Source organism: Pedobacter aquatilis (genome assembly GCF_032678405.1).
Taxonomy (GTDB): domain Bacteria; phylum Bacteroidota; class Bacteroidia; order Sphingobacteriales; family Sphingobacteriaceae; genus Pedobacter; species Pedobacter aquatilis_A.
On the sequence record NZ_JAVTSJ010000003.1, the window covers coordinates 273,525 to 293,140 of the forward strand.

At 38.0% G+C, this 19,616-nt stretch carries 18 protein-coding genes; 10 read left to right on the forward strand and 8 right to left on the reverse strand.

Annotation, left to right across the window (positions count from 1 at the left end):
- Nucleotides 1-2: 2 nt before the first annotated feature.
- Nucleotides 3-842: a 5'/3'-nucleotidase SurE gene (gene surE / locus R2R71_RS10435; RefSeq protein ID WP_316831222.1), complete on the reverse strand. Its 840-nt coding sequence runs from the start codon at nucleotides 840-842 to the stop codon at nucleotides 3-5.
- Between the two features lie 214 nt (nucleotides 843-1,056).
- On the opposite strand from surE, the gene R2R71_RS10440 reads away from it, so the two are divergent.
- Nucleotides 1,057-3,987 carry a M16 family metallopeptidase gene (locus R2R71_RS10440; protein ID WP_316831223.1) on the forward strand — a complete coding sequence of 977 codons (2,931 nt, stop codon included), beginning with the start codon at nucleotides 1,057-1,059 and terminating at the stop codon, nucleotides 3,985-3,987.
- Nucleotides 3,988-4,038: 51 nt separating this feature from the next.
- On the opposite strand, the gene R2R71_RS10445 is transcribed toward R2R71_RS10440, so the two are convergent.
- The 3 genes from R2R71_RS10445 to R2R71_RS10455 all read right to left on the reverse strand — a co-directional run bounded on the left by R2R71_RS10445 (nucleotide 4,039) and on the right by R2R71_RS10455 (nucleotide 5,339).
- Nucleotides 4,039-4,263, reverse strand: a complete 225-nt coding sequence (locus tag R2R71_RS10445) for a hypothetical protein (RefSeq protein ID WP_316831224.1) — start codon at nucleotides 4,261-4,263, stop codon at nucleotides 4,039-4,041.
- Nucleotides 4,250-5,089, reverse strand: a complete 840-nt coding sequence (locus R2R71_RS10450; protein WP_316831225.1) for a glycosidase — start codon at nucleotides 5,087-5,089, stop codon at nucleotides 4,250-4,252. Before R2R71_RS10450 ends, R2R71_RS10445 begins: the two co-directional genes overlap by 14 nt.
- Before the next feature lie 64 nt (nucleotides 5,090-5,153).
- Nucleotides 5,154-5,339, reverse strand: a complete 186-nt coding sequence (locus R2R71_RS10455) for a CsbD family protein (protein ID WP_316831226.1) — start codon at nucleotides 5,337-5,339, stop codon at nucleotides 5,154-5,156.
- Nucleotides 5,340-5,543: 204 nt separating this feature from the next.
- Between R2R71_RS10455 and R2R71_RS10460 the strand changes: the two genes are divergently transcribed.
- Nucleotides 5,544-8,639: a TonB-dependent receptor gene (locus R2R71_RS10460; protein ID WP_316831227.1), complete on the forward strand. Its 3,096-nt coding sequence runs from the start codon at nucleotides 5,544-5,546 to the stop codon at nucleotides 8,637-8,639.
- Between the two features lie 18 nt (nucleotides 8,640-8,657).
- Entirely contained in the window at nucleotides 8,658-10,022 is a 1,365-nt protein-coding gene (locus tag R2R71_RS10465; protein ID WP_316831228.1) for a RagB/SusD family nutrient uptake outer membrane protein, read from the forward strand.
- 75 nt (nucleotides 10,023-10,097) lie between these two features.
- Here R2R71_RS10465 and acs read toward each other — a convergent pair whose 3' ends face one another.
- Complete coding sequence (gene acs / locus R2R71_RS10470; protein WP_316831229.1) at nucleotides 10,098-11,993, reverse strand: acetate--CoA ligase; 1,896 nt, start codon at nucleotides 11,991-11,993, stop codon at nucleotides 10,098-10,100.
- A gap of 212 nt (nucleotides 11,994-12,205) precedes the next feature.
- Here acs and rpmB point away from each other — a divergent pair, with 212 nt between their 5' ends.
- The 7 genes from rpmB (at nucleotide 12,206) to R2R71_RS10505 (ending at nucleotide 16,398) form a co-directional block, all read left to right on the forward strand.
- A complete protein-coding gene (rpmB, locus tag R2R71_RS10475; protein WP_316831230.1) occupies nucleotides 12,206-12,439 on the forward strand; it encodes a 50S ribosomal protein L28 in 234 nt (77 codons plus the stop codon).
- Nucleotides 12,440-12,483: 44 nt separating this feature from the next.
- Nucleotides 12,484-12,666: a 50S ribosomal protein L33 gene (gene rpmG, locus R2R71_RS10480; RefSeq protein ID WP_010599807.1), complete on the forward strand. Its 183-nt coding sequence runs from the start codon at nucleotides 12,484-12,486 to the stop codon at nucleotides 12,664-12,666.
- Between the two features lie 86 nt (nucleotides 12,667-12,752).
- Nucleotides 12,753-12,908 (forward strand): DUF4295 domain-containing protein, encoded by a 156-nt coding sequence (locus tag R2R71_RS10485; RefSeq protein WP_010599808.1) that lies wholly within the window; start codon nucleotides 12,753-12,755, stop codon nucleotides 12,906-12,908.
- A gap of 87 nt (nucleotides 12,909-12,995) precedes the next feature.
- Nucleotides 12,996-13,958: a signal recognition particle-docking protein FtsY gene (gene ftsY / locus R2R71_RS10490; protein WP_316831231.1), complete on the forward strand. Its 963-nt coding sequence runs from the start codon at nucleotides 12,996-12,998 to the stop codon at nucleotides 13,956-13,958.
- A gap of 59 nt (nucleotides 13,959-14,017) precedes the next feature.
- Entirely contained in the window at nucleotides 14,018-14,392 is a 375-nt protein-coding gene (locus tag R2R71_RS10495; protein ID WP_316831232.1) for a GxxExxY protein, read from the forward strand.
- A gap of 63 nt (nucleotides 14,393-14,455) precedes the next feature.
- Nucleotides 14,456-15,784, forward strand: coding sequence for a 30S ribosomal protein S12 methylthiotransferase RimO (gene rimO, locus R2R71_RS10500; protein WP_316831233.1), 1,329 nt, complete (start codon nucleotides 14,456-14,458; stop codon nucleotides 15,782-15,784).
- A 119-nt stretch (nucleotides 15,785-15,903) separates the two neighbouring features.
- Nucleotides 15,904-16,398 carry a hypothetical protein gene (locus tag R2R71_RS10505; RefSeq protein WP_316831234.1) on the forward strand — a complete coding sequence of 165 codons (495 nt, stop codon included), beginning with the start codon at nucleotides 15,904-15,906 and terminating at the stop codon, nucleotides 16,396-16,398.
- Nucleotides 16,399-16,459: 61 nt separating this feature from the next.
- Here the strand turns inward: R2R71_RS10505 and R2R71_RS10510 are convergent, their stop codons facing one another.
- From R2R71_RS10510 to R2R71_RS10520, 3 genes are all read right to left on the reverse strand, one after another.
- Nucleotides 16,460-16,801 (reverse strand): hypothetical protein, encoded by a 342-nt coding sequence (locus tag R2R71_RS10510; protein ID WP_316831235.1) that lies wholly within the window; start codon nucleotides 16,799-16,801, stop codon nucleotides 16,460-16,462.
- A 336-nt stretch (nucleotides 16,802-17,137) separates the two neighbouring features.
- A complete protein-coding gene (locus R2R71_RS10515) occupies nucleotides 17,138-18,136 on the reverse strand; it encodes an NAD(P)H-dependent glycerol-3-phosphate dehydrogenase (RefSeq protein ID WP_316831236.1) in 999 nt (332 codons plus the stop codon).
- Nucleotides 18,137-18,259: 123 nt separating this feature from the next.
- Nucleotides 18,260-19,603 carry an efflux RND transporter periplasmic adaptor subunit gene (locus tag R2R71_RS10520; RefSeq protein WP_316831237.1) on the reverse strand — a complete coding sequence of 448 codons (1,344 nt, stop codon included), beginning with the start codon at nucleotides 19,601-19,603 and terminating at the stop codon, nucleotides 18,260-18,262.
- Nucleotides 19,604-19,616 lie beyond the last annotated feature (13 nt).

Consider the following 19,616-nt stretch of genomic DNA (forward strand, 5'->3'; position numbering starts at 1 on the left):
AATTAACCCAGATTTAAACCATCGGGAGCTGAAATTTTAGCAGGTGTACTATCTTCTCCGTTTTCATCATTAAAGCTCCAACCATTTAAAATCGGAATCGCATGGTGCGCTGTTAAATCGAACTGCACAGGAACAACCGATGCATAATTATGTTCTAGCGCCCAAACATCCGTATCTTCACCTTTATCAAAATTCTGAAAAACTCCGGTTAACCAATAATATGGTCTTTTGTAAGGGTCGGTTCTTTCCTCAAACTCCTCAGCCCATTTTGCATTTGCCTGTCTGCAAATTTTAATACCTTTTATATTGCTGCCTTTTGGAAAATTCACGTTTAACAATGTTGCTTCGGGTAGGCCATGTGCCAGAACCTGTTCGCAAATAGTTTTGATATATTTTTTACAATGACTGAAATCTGCGTCCTGCGCAAAATCGTCGAGCGAAAAACCAATTGAAGGAATTTTCTCTATAGCACCTTCTACAGCTGCCGACATTGTTCCTGAGTAAATTACATTTATAGAATTATTTAATCCATGATTTATGCCTGAAACGCACAAATCGGGTTTCTTCCCTTTAAATATTTTGTTTACGGCAATTTTAACACAATCAACAGGAGTACCACTACACTTATACATTTCAACGCCGGGATACAAGTCTACCCTATCAAAGCGAATCGGTTTACCAATAGTGATGGCATGGCCCATTCCACTTTGCGGGCTATCAGGTGCAACCACAACTACGTTCCCTATTTCCTGCATAACTTCCATCAGGTTTTTTATCCCGGTAGCGGTTATACCATCATCATTTACAACTAAAATATTGGGTTTTGTGCTTTGCTTCGTCATTCGGTAAAAATACAGATAATAAATTTTAAGCTACTACTAAACCTGAAAATTAAAGTCGCCAGCGAGCTACTACTATATCTTTAGTTATTCTTAAAATTTATTTCATTTGGTAATGTAAAGCATATATATTTGGATAAATAACTTATTTAGCTGCGATTATACATTTTACGCAATTCTGAATCTATAATCGTAATCATAAACCAAAATCAAATAAATGAAATTCAAACTATTTACGCTGGCTTGCTTCCTCGTAACCGGTACGTTTGTTAAAGCGCAGACCTATCAGTGGAAAACAGGCACCTCGGGTGGTTACACGTACAAATATGTAACGAACGACCCGTCTTCAACCCGTTTTTATACTTTAAAAAATGGATTAACAGTTATATTATCCCCAAACAATAAAGAGCCAAATATACAGTTCCGCATGAGTGTTAGGGCCGGCAGTAATACTGACCCGAAGAATGCGACAGGCTTAGCACATTATCTGGAGCACCTTTTATTTAAAGGAACTGACAAGTTTGGTACTACAAACTGGGCAAAAGAAAAACCTTATTTAGATAAAATTGATGCCCTTTATGAAAAGTATAACAAAACCACTGATCCGGCGCAGCGTAAAGAAATTTATAAAGAAATAGACAAGACTTCTGGTGAAGCATCGAATTATTCCATCGCCAATGAATATGACAAAATGATGTCGGGTATTGGTGGTAATTCTTCAAATGCTCATACCTGGTATGAAGAAACGGTTTATAACGAAGATTTCCCATCAAATGCTACTGATAAATTCTTAGCCATCCAGGGCGAGCGTTTCCGTAAACCAATTTTCCGTATTTTCCATACCGAATTAGAGGCTGTTTATGAAGAGAAAAACCGTGGCCTGGATAGTGATCCTAACAAATTGGATGAAGCAATGATGGAGTTATTGTTTCCTACCCACAATTACGGACAGCAAACAACTATTGGTACGATTGAACATTTAAAAAATCCATCGCTGGTAGAAATCAGGAATTATTACAATAAGTATTACGTTCCAAACAACATGGCTGCTGTATTTGCTGGAGATTTCAACCCGGATGTAATGATTAAAAAGATTGATAATACCTTCGGATACATGGTTTCGAAACCAGCTACACTTTACAATCCTGCGCCTGAAAAACCACTAACAAAAATCCAGAAGGTTGATGTTTACGGGCCTAGCGCAGAAATGGTTGAAATTTACTACCGTGGTTTTGCGGAGAATACACAAAACAGCCTTATGCTTAACTTGATTAAAAGTATCTTGTTTAACGGAAAAGCTGGTTTAATCGACATTAACTTAAATAAACAACAAAAAACACAACGTTCGAGCGCAAGTTATCAGCAGATGAAAGATTATGGGGTGTTTAATTTATCGGCACAGCCGCGTCAGGGGCAGAGCCTGGAACAGGCATCCAAATTACTACTGGAGCAAATTGATTTATTAAAAGAAGGGAAATTTGATGATGACCTAATCAAAGCAATCGTAGCCAACCAGAAATTAAGTTTCTTACAGGCATTTGACAGCAATAACAGCAGGGCAGAATACCTTTCAAATGAGTTTATTTTAAACAGGGGAACTAAATGGGATAAAAGCCTTGATGATATTGATGCTACCGCAAAAATTACAAAAGCCCAAGTGGTAGCCTTCGCTAACACTTATTTTAAAGACAATTACGTAATTGGTTTTAAGCACAAGGGTGAAGATAAGAATACGGTTAAAGTTGAAAAACCTGCCATTACCCCGATTAATGCTAACGGTAATTTAACTTCTCCTTTTGTAAAAAACATTTTAGAAGCACCGGTAAAACCATTAGAGCCGAAGTTTTTAGATTATAAAAAAGAGATCATTACAGGTAAAGTTGGTATCGCTGATATTTTAACCACAAAAAACAGCGAGAACTCTATTTTCAGAATGACTTACAGGTTCAATCATGGTGCTAACAGCTATAAATTATTACCTTATGCGGCAAGTTATCTGCCATTCTTAGGTACTGATAAATATAGTGCTGAAGATATCAGCAAAGCATTTTACAATATTGCCTGTACCTATAGCTTAAGTGTGGGTTCTGAAAATACAACGATTAACATTAGTGGTTTACAGGAAAATTTCGATAAAGCTGTTAGCCTTGTTGAGCACATTTTTGCTAATGTTAAACCTAACGAAAAAGCATTGGCCGATTTAAAAACAACCATATTAAAAAGCAGGGAAAACAATAAATTAAACAAAGGACAGATCATGTCTGGCTTAACTTCTTATGCGCAATATGGCAGCGTAAATCCTTTCAACAATGTTTTATCAAACGATGATGTTAAAAACATGAAAGCGGATGATTTAATTTATTTGTTGAAAAACCTTACAAATTACGAGCATGTAATTACTTATTACGGCCCGAAAGATGTAACTGCTTTCACAGCTGACATTAAAAAGGAACATTTATTACCAAAAGAATTTACGCCTTCAGCACCTGCAAAAGTTTACACTTACAGTGTTCAGGATAGTAACAGGGTATATTTCGCGAACTACGACATGGTTCAGTCTGAAATCCGCTGGTTAAGAAATACCGGATTATATAACAAAACAGACAGGGCGAATATCGAGGTGTTTAACAATTATTTTGGTGGTGGTATGGGATCAATTGTATTCCAGACCATCAGGGAGTCTAAAGCATTAGCTTACTCTACCTATGCTACCTATCAATCGCCTGATAGAGCAGACAAGCAATACAGCATGATTGCTTATGTTGGCAGCCAGGCAGATAAAATGACTGATGCGGTAAATGGCATGAATGAATTATTAAATGTTTTGCCGCAAAGCGATAAATCTTTCGATGGTGCTAAATCGAATGTATTAACCTATCTTGAATCGAACAGGGTAACTAAAGATGGTATTTTCTATTACTACTTTGCCGATAAAAAACTAGGTTATGATTACGATTCTAGAATTGATTTATACAAAGAATTAAAACCGATTACTTTCGCAACCATCAAGGCTTTCCATGATGAGAAAGTAGCCAATAAGCCATACAGCTATTTAATTGTTGCTTCTGATAAAAAAGTAAAATTAGAAGACATGCAAAAATTTGGGAACGTTAAGACTTTAACTTTAGAGCAAATTTTTGGCTATTAACAGCTAAAACATCTTATTTAAAAGCGGTTTTCGGAAACGGAAGCCGCTTTTTTAGTTAAAAATTAACTTCGATAATATTTCACTTATTGAGAATTTTGCTGCACAAACAAATTCATCAGCTGCACCATAATAAATCGTAAGTTCATCGCCATTAACCAGATGACCATTGGTAAAAACTACCTCTCCGAAAAAGCCATTCAATTCGTAATCAGCGGTTGGTTTCATAATAGATCCATCAGTCTGGGCCAGAACTTTAGAAGGATTATTTAAATCCATTAAAAAAAGCGCCTAAACCATATTGATTTTCGGCATTGGCGCCATGGTAAATTTCAAGCCAGCCTATTTCTGTTTTAATCGGTGCAGCTCCCGCACCAACACGCTTACTATCCCAGTTATTTTTTCTGGTTTTTATGATGCATTGATGGTTTCCCCAATGGAGGGCATTAGGAGACTCCGCAAGCCAGATATAATTACCACCTAAATCTACACTGCTTGGCCGATGTAAGGCATAAAATTTACCATTAATTTTTTCCTCGAAAATCGCACAATCCTTATTGTGTGGGGGAATAATTATGCCATGTTTTTTAAAAGTTTTCCAATCAGTAGTTGTTCTAAGTCCAACGCAAACCCCATGGGCTGAAACTGCTGTATAGGTAAGGTAATATGTTCCATCAATTAAAGTTACTCGACAATCTTCAATCCCAAAAGCTTCATTTTGTCCTTCACCATACAATAAAGGATAGCCCTCGGCCTGGTAAAAATTAACACCATCATCACTGCAAACCAATCTTAAATGAGATAGGGTTGTTAAATAATCAGTCCCCTTGTAATTAATCACCCTTGGATCTTCAGCAATTAATTCAGAATCGTTCGCATTTATCTCCAAAATTTCGATACCATCGTCTTTCAATACAGGAAAAGATATCATTCCCACTTTCTGTTCGGGCCTTTCTGCCACGCGGATTAATAACCAAATCTTCCCTTTAAAAGTGAAAACACCGGGATTAAGTAAGCAGGCAATCTCAAGGCCTGCCGTACCTGGTGATAAATCCTTTGGCGATAAAATTGGATTTTGATGGAAACGTTTTGCGATATCTGCCATATTTTTCCGTTAACAAAACAGGCAACCCATTGAGTTGCCCATTTATAATTTAAGATAATTCAGATTAAAGGGAATTAATCCACTTCACCAACTCTTCTCTCCCCTTTCCTGTTTTTTGCTGTAATTTTCCTAACAGTTCTTCATCTTGTCCCTCTTCATGTTTCAAATCATCGTCAGTTAAATCTGCGTATGCCTGTTTTACTTTACCTTTTAACTCGTTCCATTTCCCTTTTAATTCTAACTTATCCATACTAATAATCGTTTTATATTTTTTATGATTTGTTTTTGTTTCTTAACAACATCAAAGACTTACACATTGTTTCACGCAAAATAAAATCAACCGATTTTTAGAAAAACACTGGCTTTCTTCATAATTATATCTATTGATTTTGTTACATTTAGGTACATATAATTGCCAATCAACTAACATTTCTTTAACTAAATTGAAAATTTGATGAAAAAACTACTCCTATGTTTACTTTTATCTTTTTGTACAATTGCTTTTGTCTCCGCACAGGACAAAGTAATTAGCGGAAAGGTAACGACCCAAAATGCAGAACCTATTCCAGGTGTCAGCATTACTATTAAGGGTTCACCGGCTTCGGGCACTCAGACTGATCCTTCAGGAGCCTATAAATTAGCTGTTCCAGCTAATGCGAAAACCTTGGTTTTTAGCTTCATCGGTTATAAAAGTAAAGAAGTTGCTATAAGCGGCGCTACAATTAATGTTAACCTCGAAGAAGAAAATACCACTTTAACAGATGTTGTGGTTGTTGGTTACGGTACGCAATCAAAAAGAGATTTAAAAGGCTCTCAATCATCTGTTAGCTCAAAAGACTTAGAAAACCTGCCAGTAACATCATTCGAACAAGCTTTGCAAGGTAAAGCTGCCGGGGTTAGTATTTCAGCACAAAATGGTAAGCTAGGGCAGGGTATAACGGTTCGGGTAAGGGGTGCCGCATCGGTTACAGCGGGTAGCGAACCATTGTATGTAGTAGATGGAATTCCGATTACTACCGGAGATTTTTCAAGTACCTCAGCACCAACGAGTGCTTTGGCTGATATCAATACGAATGACATCGAATCCATAGAAGTGCTAAAAGACGCCTCGGCTTCGGCAATTTATGGAGCAAGGGCATCGAATGGGGTTGTTTTAATCACGACCAAACAAGGTAAAGCCGGAAAAACTACAATAAACTTCAGTGCCTTAGGTGGTATAAGTTCGCCTTCAAACCACAGAGAGTTTATGAATGCACAGCAATACGTACAAATTCTACGTCGTGCAGGAGATGGTGCTGCCAATCAGGATTTCTTAAATGGAGATTATTCGACACTTGCCGCTGCCAAGGTCGACTATTCAGCAAGTATTGAAAGTCGATTAACGAGATATTCGGCAGGAAACACCGATTACCAGACTTATAAAGTTAACACAAACTGGGAAGCAGAGGCTTTTCAAAATAACCCTTTAACACAACAATACGACTTAAACCTTACTGGTGGTAATGAAAAAACTAAATTCTACATTGGCGGTCAGGCCTTAGATCAGGATGGAATCGTTGTTGGTAACAGCTACAAACGTTACAGTGGCCGGTTAAATTTAACCAATAAGGTTACTGATTTTCTTGAGGTTGGGGTAAATTTAAACTTCTCAAACAGCATCAACAACAGGCTATCAAATGATAACGCATTCTCTAGCCCGCTACAATCAGTTGCTTTATCACCGATTACGCCATTTATTGATCCGCGTTCAGGTTTGATAAGTGGTACTTTACCCGGTGCAGCATCAAATTACCCGGTATATTACAACCCGTTTATTGGTATTGACAATGCATTTTACAAAGCTACCGTGTACCGTACAATCGGTAAAGCCTTTGCCAATGTTAACATTGTGAAAGGCCTGAAATTCAGCACTGAGTTTTCAATTGATAACTTAAACCAGAATGAAGAAAGTTACTATGGTTCATTAACCTTTAGAAACACAGGTACAGCTAATGGCGATGGACAGAACATTTCTACTTTCGTAATTAATGCTAACACCAATAACTATTTTACCTACAATGCAAACTTTGGTGAAAAGAGCAAATTCGATGCTGTTTTAGGAACAAGTTATCAAAAATCCACAGCAAAATATAGTACCCTCGAAGGTCAGGATTTCCCTAGTGATTCTTACATCAAGTTGGGAAGTGCTGCAACTAAAGTTACGGCTACCTCGAATGAAAGTGCTTTCAGCTTTTTATCGTACTTCTTCAGGGCAAATTATAAATACAACGACCGTTATTTAGTTGGTTTTAGTGTAAGGGCTGATGGCTCATCACGTTTCGGAGCGAATCACCGGTATGGTTATTTCCCGGCCGGTTCATTGGCATGGATTGCATCTGAGGAGGATTTCTTAAAAAGCAGCACCACTATCAGCCTGTTAAAATTCAGGGCTAGTTATGGTTTAACAGGAAATGCCGAAATCGGCAACTACTCTGCACGGGGTTTATTCAGCGGTACAGGTGCTTACGGTGGCAGCGCCGGTCAAATCCCTACCAGAATTGCAAACCCTGATTTAACCTGGGAAAAAACCAAACAGCTAGACTTAGGATTGGATTTTGGTATCCTTAAGAACAGAATTACAGGTGTTTTTGATTTCTATCAGAAAAATACTTCCGATTTATTGCTGGATGTACCTGTTCCGCAAACAACCGGTTTCTCTACAAAGACACAGAATCTTGGAAAATTGAAAAACACCGGTTATGAGTTGGGCATTAATACCGAAAATCTTGTCGGGGAATTTAAATGGTCAACTGCTTTAACAGCGGCAATAAATAATAACAAAATTACCGATTTAGGCGGGCAGATTTTGAACAGTAACGAAATTAATGCTGCAATTGCAGGCCAGCCAATTGGTGTATTCTATTTACCTGAATACGCAGGTGTAAACCCTGCCAATGGCGACGCGATTTATTATTTAAATACGACAGATGCAAACGGCAACGTAAACAGAGGCACCACAAATGATATCAATCAGGCGCAGCGGATTTTCGCAGGAAATCCTAATCCTAAATATATCTTCGGGATTAACAATACATTTTCTTACAAGAATTTCGACTTAGGTGTATTTTTTCAGGGTGTAAGTGGTAATAAAATCTTTAATGCCGGTGGACAGTACATGAGCGCCAATGCATCTAACGGATACGACAACCAAACTGCAGACCAAATGAGCTATTGGAATGCACCCGGTGACATTACGCAGGTACCTGAACCACGTTTATTCTATGCCAATGGTACTGGAAATTCAACGAGATATTTATCAGATGGTAAATACCTTCGTTTAAAAACCTTAACATTAGGCTACACATTTACACCAGAGGTACTGAGCAAACTTAAATTAAGTAAATTAAGAATCTATGCTACAGCGCAGAATTTAGCAACAATTACAGGTTACAAAGGTTGGGACCCTGAGGTTAACGCCGATTATCAATCGACAAACATTAATCAAGGTGTAGATTTTTATTCTGCTCCTCAACCAAGAGTGATATCATTCGGTATAAACATTGGCCTATAATTTAAATAGAGATTCATTATGAAAAAGACATATATATACAATTTAATATTTGCATCGATGCTTTTAGCCGCAGCATCTTCATGTAAAAAAGCGCTTGAAATTAATCCGGTTGATACCATAGAACAAAGTAAAGCGCTTTTAACTTCTAAAGATGTTGAAGTAGCATTAGTGGGAAGTTATTCGGCACTTGGAAGCCGTAATTTTTATGGTGGCCGGCCGTTCTTAATGGCTGATTTTTTAGCCAATACTGATGCCATTGAATGGTATGGAACTTATGAGGAGCTTACGCAGACGATTAATAAATCGCTGCTGAAAACCAACGTCTTTGTAGACAATGTTTGGGCGGCAGGTTATACAGCTATAAATGATGCGAATAACGTAATTGCAGCCGTTGATAAGGTAGATGCAGCAAAAAAGAATAAAGTAGAAGGCGAAGCAAAATTTATACGTGGTGCCGCTTATTTCGATTTGGTTAGGTTATTCGGAAAGGCATACAATGATGGAAGCCCAACAACAAACCCTGGTGTTCCAATTGTGCTAACGCCAACTACATCGGTAACCGAAGCCAGTTATGTGAGCAGGGCTACTGTTGCAGCAGTTTACACACAGGCAATTGCCGACTTAACAGATGCTGAAGCAAAATTACCAGCCACAAATGGCTTCTTTGTTACAAAGTTTTCAGCTGCAGGAATGCTGGCCAGGATATACTTGCAAATGGGAAATTATGCAGCAGCAGCGGCAGCGGCCAACAGGGTTATAGCCTCAGGAAACTATTCGTTAACCACTTCATTTATAAATGCCTTTCCTGCCATGGGGTCTACTCCGGGTGTTAATACAACCGAAGATGTGTTCTCGATACAGGTAACCACGCTTACGGGTTTTAATGGCTATAACGAATTCTATGGCTCGTCATCTTACGGTGGCCGTGGTGATGCTGTTATTTCTCAGAACTGGATTGACAATACCTACGCTGCAAATGATGACAGGATTAACGCTTTTTATGACGATGGAGACATGTACACTTCTAAATATGCAAACCCATACGGAAATGTTTCGGTAATGAGGTTAGCAGAAATGTACTTAATCAGAGCTGAAGCAAATGTTCGTTTAGCTCCTGCAACACCAATTGGCGGCAGAACACCATTACAGGATTTAGCCGTTGTGAGAAGCAGAGCCGGACTAACCACCACTACTGCAACACTGGCAAACATTTTGGCGGAAAGAAAATTAGAACTTGCTTTTGAAGGTTTCGCCTTGCACGATGCTAAAAGAACCCAAACAAATATTGGTTCTTTAGCCTGGAATTCAAATGCTTTAGTCTTCCCAATCCCGCAACGGGAAATGGATGCAAATAAAAATTTGGTTCAAAATCCTGGTTACTAGGATCAAATTTCCCTTTAAACAAGAAATGCCCTCCATTAATGGAGGGCATTTCTTGTTTAAATCTGTTTATTAGGCCTACATCTTTTTCGATGCTGCTATAATTTCTTCCACAACTGCCGGATCTAACAAGGTAGAGGTATCGCCTAAGTTCGAAGTATCTCCTTCAGCAATTTTGCGCAAAATACGACGCATAATTTTGCCCGACCGAGTTTTAGGTAGGCCTGAAACAAATAAAATCTTATCCGGTTTAGCAATTGCACCAATAACCCGTGTTACCGTTTGCAAAATATCTTTTTTGGATAATTCTGCTTCGCCATGCATTTCCGGATAAATTACAAAGGCAAAAATTCCCTGTCCTTTAACATCATGCGGATAACCAACTACTGCACTTTCCACTACGCCTGCATGCATGTTAATTGCATTTTCAACTTCGGCAGTACCAATCCGGTGTCCCGAAACGTTTAAAACATCATCCACACGCCCCGTAATTCTGTAGTAACCATCCTCATCGCGTAAACAGCCATCACCGGTAAAATAAAGGTTCTCGTACGTCGAAAAATAGGTCTGTCGGCAACGTTCATGGTCGCCATAAGTTGTACGCAACATACCCGGCCACGGAAACTTAATGCAAAGATTACCACTTACGCCATTGCCTTGAATTTCATTTCCGTTTTCATCAACCAGAACTGGCTGAATACCTGGCAATGGAAGTGTAGCGAAACTAGGTTTTGTTTCGGTAACTGTAGCAATTGGCGAAATCATAATCCCACCTGTTTCGGTTTGCCACCAGGTATCCACAATAGGCGCTTTACCGTGTCCTATTTTTTCATCGAACCAATGCCAGGCTTCTTCATTAATTGGCTCTCCTACCGAGCCTAAAACACGGATAGTACTTAAATCCTTACCGTTCAACGGCTCATCGCCAAAACTCATTAATGACCGGATAGCCGTTGGCGCTGTATACAACGTATTTACTTTATGTTTTTCTACTATATCCCAAAACCGTGAAGGATTTGGATAAGTAGGAATTCCTTCAAATAAAACCGAAGTTGCCCCTTGCGAAAGTGGACCGTAAACGATATACGAGTGACCTGTAATCCAGCCGATATCGGCGGTACAGAAATAAACTTCGCCCGGCTGATAATTAAAAACATTTGAAAAAGTATAGCCCGCATAAACCATATATCCCCCGCAGGTATGCACTACTCCTTTTGGTTTTCCCGTTGAGCCTGAAGTGTAAAGAATAAACAAGAGGTCTTCAGCATCCATTTCCTCTGCATCGCAGCTGTCATTCACATGTTTTACTTCATCTTCCCACCATACATCTCTTCCTTTAAGCATAGAAACAGGCGTACGCACATGTGTTAAAACGATACATTTTTCTACGGTCGGACAGCCAATTAAAGCATCATCAATTACATCTTTTAACGGAATTTGTTTATTACCGCGATAAGCTCCATCAGCAGTAATTACCAGTTTGCACTGAGAATCATTTATCCTGTCGGCGATAGATTTAGCAGAGAAACCGCCAAAAATTACAGAGTGTACAGCACCGATGCGGGCACAAGCTAAAACTGCAATGGCCAGTTCCGGAACCATCGGCATATAAATACAAATCCGGTCGCCTTTCTTTGCGCCGTTTCTTTTCAAAACATTTGCAAAGCGGCAAACACGTTCGTGCAGCATTTTATAAGTTAGCGTAACGCTTTCTTCTTCAGGGTTGTTTGGCTCCCAGATAATCGCCGGTTTATCACCATTTGTTGCCAAATGCCGGTCTAAACAATTTTCAGTAATATTCAGTTTAGCCCCCTCAAACCATTTAATCTCCGGGTCTTTAAAGTTCCATGATAACACCTTAAACCAGGGTTTACGCCATTGAAAGTTTTGTGCAACCTCGCCCCAGAATTGCTCCGGGTTTTCTACACTTTTTTTATAGTCTTCTTCGTATTGCTCAAAAGATGTAATTTGCATCGCTCGTTTATATATTTTGTTAGTATCGGCTAATTTAAATAAATAATGATAACCTGAAATGGTGAAATTGTATCAAAATGAATCGGCTAAGCCAATTTTAAAAATATATTAAAATATTTAGCTGTGCTCTTGCCGTTTACAATTATTATTCAGATATTTGCACACTCTTAAAAAAATTAAGCGGACGATATTAACAACTATATTTACAAGTCATGTCAAGAGTTTGTGATTTAACAGGAAAAAAAGCAATGATAGGTAACAACGTTTCTCACTCAAACGTTAAAACCAAACGCAAATTTAACCCAAACCTTCAACTTCAGAAATTTTATATCCCTGAAGAAAATCGTTGGATTACGTTGAAAGTTTCTACTTCAGCAATTAAAACCATTAATAAAGTGGGTATTAGCGAAGCAATTAACCGTTTCGTAAAAAAAGGATTTTTGTAAAAAACATTAACTGTTGAGATTAACAGTTTATAATTTATAATAAAATGGCAAAAAAAGGTAACAGAGTTCAGGTTATTTTAGAATGTACTGAACATAAAGAAAGTGGCATGCCAGGTATGTCTAGATATATTTCTACCAAAAACCGTAAAAACACTACTGAGCGTTTAGAATTGAAAAAATTTAACCCGGTATTGAGAAAAGTAACCGTTCACAAAGAGATAAAATAATTGAATGATAGATTGACTGAAGGTTTGAATTTTACATTCTCTCATTCTAACATCCACTAATTCAATCATTAAAATTTTTAGAAAACATGGCAAAGAAAGTAGTTGCAACCCTTAAAACAGGTACAGGTAAAGAATATTCGAAAGTAATTACAATGGTAAAATCACCTAAAACTGGTGCTTATTCATTCAAAGAACTTATCGTTCATAACGACCACGTAAAAGATGCTATCGCATCTAAATAATAAGGTTAATATTTTTTAATATTAAAAATATTAAAGGCCGTTCCGTTTAAACCGGAAGGGCTTTTTTTGTTATATCAAAATTTAGATATGGGTTTATTCGATTTTTTCAAGAAGAAAGAAACTGCTCCTGAAGCCCAGGAAGCACTGGATAAAGGTTTAGAGAAAACTAAAGATGGTTTCTTTAATAAAATTACCAAAGCAGTAGCAGGAAAATCTTCAGTAGATGATGAAGTGCTCGATAACCTGGAAGAGGTTCTGGTAACTTCTGATGTAGGTGTAAGTACAACCTTAAAAATCATCAAACGTATTGAAGAACGTGTTGCCAAAGATAAATACCTGAATACATCGGAGTTAAATTTTCTCCTGCGTGATGAAATTCAGCTACTCCTATCCGAAAACAACAGCAACGATTTCCGGCAATTTGAATACGGCGACCATAAGCCTTACGTTATTATGGTGGTTGGTGTAAATGGTGTTGGTAAAACAACAACAATCGGTAAACTGGCACACAAACTTAAAGAAGCTAACTTAAAGGTTGTATTAGGTGCTGCCGATACATTCAGGGCTGCTGCAGTAGACCAGATTAAACTTTGGGGCGAACGTGTAGGCGTTAGGGTTGTAGCACAGGCAATGGGCTCCGATCCGGCTTCTGTAGCTTTTGATACTTTACAATCGGCCGTTGCCAATGGCGAAGATGTTGTTATAATCGATACTGCAGGCCGTTTACATAATAAAATCGGCTTAATGAACGAGCTGGGTAAAATTAAACAAGTTATGCAAAAGGTTGTTCCAAATGCACCGCATGAAATTTTACTTGTTCTCGATGCATCGACAGGACAAAATGCTTTCGAGCAATGTAAGCAATTTACCGAAGCTACCGATGTAAACGCTCTTGCCATAACAAAGCTCGATGGAACGGCAAAAGGCGGTGTGGTTATCGGAATCTCAGATCAGTTTAAAATTCCTGTAAAGTATATAGGTGTAGGTGAAAAAATAGGCGATTTACAGCTTTTTGATAAGAAAGAGTTTGTGAATAGTTTGTTTAAGTAAGCGCAAGCGTATGATTTCACAGATTTATGTGATTTCTCAGATTTTATATAGATTTAAATATGATCGAATATGAAAAAGATACGCTAACACAAAAGATTATAGGCTGTTGCTATGAAGTTCACAACCAGTTAGGCCCAGGCTTTTTAGAGAAAATCTACGTAAACGCACTAAAAATTAAACTCCAGCAAGCAGGCTTAAACTACATTGCAGAAAAGGAATTTAATGTAATATTTGAAAATATTATAATTGGGAAGTTCAGATGCGATCTTTTCGTTGAAGATAAGGTAATTGTAGAATTAAAATCCGTTACGGGGTATCAACCTAAGTTATTTCAAAGTCAACTTATATCATACTTAAAAGCCAGTAAAATTAAAACAGGATTATTGATTAACTTTGGCAACTCAAGCTGCGAAGTAAAACGACTGTCCGTTTAAATATATCATCGGTACTCACCTAAATCGGTGTAATTATTTTATATCGGTGCTATCACACATAACATGAATACCAAAACAATAAAAAAAGCTACAATTAAGCAGCCTAAAATCAACGTAATAACTTTAGGCTGCTCAAAAAACATCTACGACTCGGAAGTTTTAATGGGACAACTTCGCGGCAACAATTTAAACGTTGTTCACGAAGCCGACAAAATGAGCAAAGACGATATCGTAGTTATTAATACCTGCGGCTTTATTGATAATGCTAAGCAGGAATCCATTGATACGATTTTACAATTTAGCGAACTAAAAGAAGCAGGGAAAATCGGCAAAGTGGTCGTAACCGGCTGCTTATCTGAACGCTATAAACCTGAATTAGAATCAGAAATTACGAACGTCGATGCATTTTTTGGCACCAACGATTTACAAAATATATTGCATGAGCTAGGTGCAAACTACAAGCATGAGCTTATTGGCGAGCGATTGTTAACCACTCCTTCTCATTTTGCTTATTTTAAAATTGCCGAAGGTTGTAACCGTCCATGTTCTTTTTGCGCAATTCCGCTTATGCGTGGCAAGCACCTGAGCAAGCCCATGGAAGAACTGGTAAACGAAGCGAAGATTTTAGCTAAGAATGGCACTAAAGAGCTTATTCTTATTGCACAGGATTTAACTTACTACGGACTGGATTTATACGGTGTACGTAAGCTTGATGAACTGATGCGTCGCCTTTCTGATGTTCCGGGCATTGAGTGGATTCGTTTACAGTATGCATATCCATCAGGTTTCCCGATGGAAATTCTTGATGCCATGAACGAGCGTGATAATATTTGCAAATACCTTGACATGCCTTTACAGCATATCACAGACAACATGCTTAAATCCATGCGCCGCGGAACTACAAAGCAAAAAACGATCGACCTGGTTAACCAGATTAGAGATAAAGTACCAAACATTGCCATGCGTACAACACTAATTTGCGGTTATCCTGGTGAAACTCAACGCGATTTCGAAGAAATGGCCGCCTGGGTTGCTGATACAAAATTTGACCGCTTGGGTTGCTTTACTTATTCGCACGAAGAAAAAACGCATGCTCATACTTTAGTAGACGATGTTCCGGAAGAAATAAAACAACAACGCGTTGATGACATTATGGAAATTCAACAAGGTATTTCTTTTGATATTAATCAGGAAAAAGTTGGCAAAACATTTAAAGTACTGGTAGATAAAAAAGAAGGAGATTTCTTTGTTGGCCGAACAGAATTCGATTCACCAGAGGTTGATAACGAAGTGCTAATCGATGCTGCAACAGGTTATGCAGCAAATGGAAGTTTCGTTAACGTGAAAATAGACAGGGCTGAAGATTTCGATCTATACGGAAAGATCCTTTAACATTATATCAACTAATCAAAAAACGGGAGCTATACTCCCGTTTTTTTTATGCGCTAAAATTATATTACTTGTAGCATTTAGAACATACAATACGTTTAACAAAACAAAAACACCCGCATATGAAAAAGTTTTTACTAATCCTCTTAACCTTATTTACCGTAACTTTAAGCTGCAAGAAAATTGGTGGCGGTGGACTTTGTGCATGCTCTCCTGTTTCCGAAGCCACATTTGCTTTAACAATAAAAGGCGCCTCCGGGGTTGATTTACTAAACCCTGAAACAACCGGATACTTTGACATTAACAAAGTGCAGATTTATTTAAAAGAAAATAACACCGTTAAACAAATCAGCTTTAATATCAATAAGCCTTTCACCATAACCGCAGACAGTAAGGTTACTTATTATCAATTGATATCATATGAATTACCACGACTTGCGAAAAGTTTAGATAATACCTTTTATTTGAAACTGGGTGATGATAAATTGTATGAATTAAACCTGAAAGTAAATTCAAATTCAATCGACAAATTGCTGATAGATAAAAAAGATGCACCAAAAGAATTTCCAAATGCAGCAAGCCAACCCTTAAACAATATTTACACTTTACAACTTTAATCAGTTACTAAAGTTAGTGCATAAAAAAACCGATACTTCCATATCGGTTTTTTTATGCAAATTAGTTTTTTGGTGCAGGCCTGTCTTTTATCTGGCTCGGTTTTAGCCATATTTTAGCACCTTTTGCGTTCACATAATATTTTTCGTTTTTCGCATTAATGTAAACATTTGAGCCATCTGGTGCCATTTTACCTTTCCAGGTTTTATCAGCTACTTTAGCTTCTCCTTTTACTGCAACCTCTGCAGTTTTATTACCTACTGATTTTGCGCCCTTCCCTATTGCTTTACCTGTTTTATCTAAAGCTTTACCAACATCTGTTTTCTTTTCCTGTGCTTGCGAGCTAAGTGATAAACCTCCAAATAGTGCAAGCGTTAATAATCCTATTGCAAATTTCTTTTTCATGGCTATTGATTTTATTTCCACAAATAACACTTTGCCTGGAGCTTTTGTTTTATAATAGCAGCAAGCCAGATGTTAAATAAACCTAATTGAAGCGTTATCCTATTTTGAAGCATAAACATTCATTTTACAGGTTAATTTTGGCAAAATAGATTTAGCGAAAAGTAGGGCTGCTGAAACCAAAATGCGATGAAATTGCTTTACAAAATTTTTGAAGCGCAAAACCTGTAATCCTTTTAAAGGATCTACCCGTGCTCCGCTTTATCCTTTCGCTTCGCTACAGGGATGCCGCTTTGCCCGGGGCTAAAAATAAAACTACTGCTAATAAAGGCAAAAGCATTAATTCAGCTTTTCTGCCAGAAGTTTCATTTCGATCAAAGGCGAACGATTCTCGTATAAAATATTGTGTACCGCCTTGCAGATTGGCAGATCTACATTATAGTCTTTATTTTTTATGTGCATGCACTTTGCGGCGTAATAGCCCTCAGCAATCATATTCATTTCCAGTTGTGCCGATTTAACTGTGTAACCTTTGCCAACCATGTTACCAAAAGTTCTGTTTCTGCTGAATTGTGAGTATGCAGTAACTAATAAATCGCCAAGGTAGGCAGATTCCATAATATCACGGTTTATTGGATGTACAGCATCTACAAAGCGTTTTATCTCGCGAATGGCATTACTGATTAGAACTGCCTGAAAATTATCGCCATATCCTATTCCATGACAGATACCACTCGCCACTGCGTAAATGTTTTTTAATACCGCAGCGTATTCCGTGCCGTAGATATCATCAGATACATTGGTTTTGATATAGCGGGTGTTTAAGTAAGACGCAAATGCCGTTGCTTTGGTCAGATCAGTACAGGCAATGGTTAAATATGATAGTTTTTCGAATGCAACTTCTTCAGCATGACATGGGCCGCTAACCACAAGAATATCATGGTATGGAATTTCGTAAACTTCGTGGAGAAACTCTCCTATAATCAGGTTATCATCGGGTACGATACCCTTAATGGCAGAAACGATTTTCTTTCCTTTTAAATCTGCTGAAGTAATACCAGCAAGACTATCCTTTAAAAAGGCAGCAGGAACGTTTAAAACAATGTAATCGGCTGCCTTAATAATTGCACTTATATCATTCGAAATATTATCGGGAGATAGCTTAATTTCGACAGAACTGATGTAATGCGGATTGTGCTTAAATTTTTTGATGTGCTCAATCGCTTCAGTATTGCGCATCCACCAGTATATCTCCTTTTCAGTCAGATTATCTGATAGCATTTTTACTATGGCAGTAGCCCAGCTTCCGCCCCCAATCATCGCTATTTTAGGTACCATGGTAATATAAAAAATGGATTTAAGGTAAAAGGTGTAAGGTACAAGGCTCGCAGCTATCGCCAGAAACCCTAAACCTTACACCTTAACCTTTGCAAGTTACTATTTCTTGCAATTAAATATATACTACTTTTTACCGTCTTTGCTAAATAGCTGGTCTTTAGAGGTTTTTTCTACCACCATTCCATCTTTTAACTTATTTTGAATAGCAGAATACGGACCAGTAACAACTTCTTGTCCGGCTTTAACACCTGTTTTTACAATAATAAACTGGTCATTCTGAATGCCCGTTGTCACTTCAGTTTGTTTAACTTTTTTGCTTGTTGCATCGTAAACATACACGAACTGTTTTACTTTTTTATCAGCAAGTTTAGACTTTTGCTTATCGCTGTTTTCCTGGTTATTTGCTGTTGCGGCAGCATCAGCTGATTTATTTTTATTATCGGTAAATACAGCTTGAATTGGTACTGATAAACCTTTTAATGATTCACTTTCAATATCAACCGTTGCCGACATGCCCGGACGGAAAATAGATTGCTGTTTACCGGCAAGCTCTTCGGTAATCCTGATTTTTACCGAGAAGTTGGTAACCTGATCTACAGAAGTAGAAGTCGTTGTTCCAACCGCTGTTGATGAACTTGCGATTTCGGTAACCTCTCCCCTGAATTTTCTGTCAGAAAAAGCGTCAACCTCAATCGAAGCTTTATCTCCAACTTTAACACGGGTGATGTCATTTTCGTTTACATCAACGTTAACTTCCATTGATGATAAGTTCGAAATACGCATGATCTCGGTACCAGCCATTTGAGAAGTACCTAAAATACGGTCGCCCAATTCAATTGATAATTTCGAAACAACACCATCAACCGGTGCGTAAATAGTTGTTTTTGCCAGGTTTGCACCAGCTTCTTTTACGTTTGCACCTGTTTGCTCTAAGGTAAACTTAGCACCTGTAACGTTTTCTTTAGCACTCGCAAGGTTTGCTTTGGCGGTTAAATAAGCGGCTTTGGCAGCATCAAATTCCGAAGCTGAAATCACTTTTTTGTTAAATAATTCAACATTACGTTTGTAAGTTGCATCGGCATTAACAAAATTTGCCTGATTCTGGATTAACTGTTGTTGAGCTGCAGCAACACTGGCTTTTTGGGCGTTAAATGTTGCAACGGTTCTTTCGTAACCCGATTGCAGAACATCAGGCCTAACTTTACAAAGTAATTGTCCGGCCTTTACTATATCGCCTTCTTTAACTTTAAGTTCAACCACTTCACCCGATACTTCAGAGCTTAACTTCACTTCCGTTTCAGGCTGTATCTTACCACTGGCCGTAACTGTTTCAACAACAGTTCTGTCCGATGCTTTCTCGGTAGTTATTTTTTCGGTTTTGCTGCCACCTATTACACCGGCTAGCTTTAATCCGATAAGAACAACAAGAATAACACCAATGGTAATTAAAATGTGCTTCAGTTTCATAATATTTATTGTA

What these genes read in the sequence shown, in the direction of transcription:
- surE (WP_316831222.1), bottom strand. Translation starts at nt 842, where the DNA reads ATGACGAAGCAAAGCACAAAACCCAATATTTTAGTTGTAAATGATGAT.
- R2R71_RS10440 (WP_316831223.1), top strand. Translation starts at nt 1,057, where the DNA reads ATGAAATTCAAACTATTTACGCTGGCTTGCTTCCTCGTAACCGGTACG.
- R2R71_RS10445 (WP_316831224.1), bottom strand. Translation starts at nt 4,263, where the DNA reads ATGGATTTAAATAATCCTTCTAAAGTTCTGGCCCAGACTGATGGATCT.
- R2R71_RS10450 (WP_316831225.1), bottom strand. Translation starts at nt 5,089, where the DNA reads ATGGCAGATATCGCAAAACGTTTCCATCAAAATCCAATTTTATCGCCA.
- R2R71_RS10455 (WP_316831226.1), bottom strand. Translation starts at nt 5,339, where the DNA reads ATGGATAAGTTAGAATTAAAAGGGAAATGGAACGAGTTAAAAGGTAAA.
- R2R71_RS10460 (WP_316831227.1), top strand. Translation starts at nt 5,544, where the DNA reads ATGAAAAAACTACTCCTATGTTTACTTTTATCTTTTTGTACAATTGCT.
- R2R71_RS10465 (WP_316831228.1), top strand. Translation starts at nt 8,658, where the DNA reads ATGAAAAAGACATATATATACAATTTAATATTTGCATCGATGCTTTTA.
- acs (WP_316831229.1), bottom strand. Translation starts at nt 11,993, where the DNA reads ATGCAAATTACATCTTTTGAGCAATACGAAGAAGACTATAAAAAAAGT.
- rpmB (WP_316831230.1), top strand. Translation starts at nt 12,206, where the DNA reads ATGTCAAGAGTTTGTGATTTAACAGGAAAAAAAGCAATGATAGGTAAC.
- rpmG (WP_010599807.1), top strand. Translation starts at nt 12,484, where the DNA reads ATGGCAAAAAAAGGTAACAGAGTTCAGGTTATTTTAGAATGTACTGAA.
- R2R71_RS10485 (WP_010599808.1), top strand. Translation starts at nt 12,753, where the DNA reads ATGGCAAAGAAAGTAGTTGCAACCCTTAAAACAGGTACAGGTAAAGAA.
- ftsY (WP_316831231.1), top strand. Translation starts at nt 12,996, where the DNA reads ATGGGTTTATTCGATTTTTTCAAGAAGAAAGAAACTGCTCCTGAAGCC.
- R2R71_RS10495 (WP_316831232.1), top strand. Translation starts at nt 14,018, where the DNA reads ATGATCGAATATGAAAAAGATACGCTAACACAAAAGATTATAGGCTGT.
- rimO (WP_316831233.1), top strand. Translation starts at nt 14,456, where the DNA reads ATGAATACCAAAACAATAAAAAAAGCTACAATTAAGCAGCCTAAAATC.
- R2R71_RS10505 (WP_316831234.1), top strand. Translation starts at nt 15,904, where the DNA reads ATGAAAAAGTTTTTACTAATCCTCTTAACCTTATTTACCGTAACTTTA.
- R2R71_RS10510 (WP_316831235.1), bottom strand. Translation starts at nt 16,801, where the DNA reads ATGAAAAAGAAATTTGCAATAGGATTATTAACGCTTGCACTATTTGGA.
- R2R71_RS10515 (WP_316831236.1), bottom strand. Translation starts at nt 18,136, where the DNA reads ATGGTACCTAAAATAGCGATGATTGGGGGCGGAAGCTGGGCTACTGCC.
- R2R71_RS10520 (WP_316831237.1), bottom strand. Translation starts at nt 19,603, where the DNA reads ATGAAACTGAAGCACATTTTAATTACCATTGGTGTTATTCTTGTTGTT.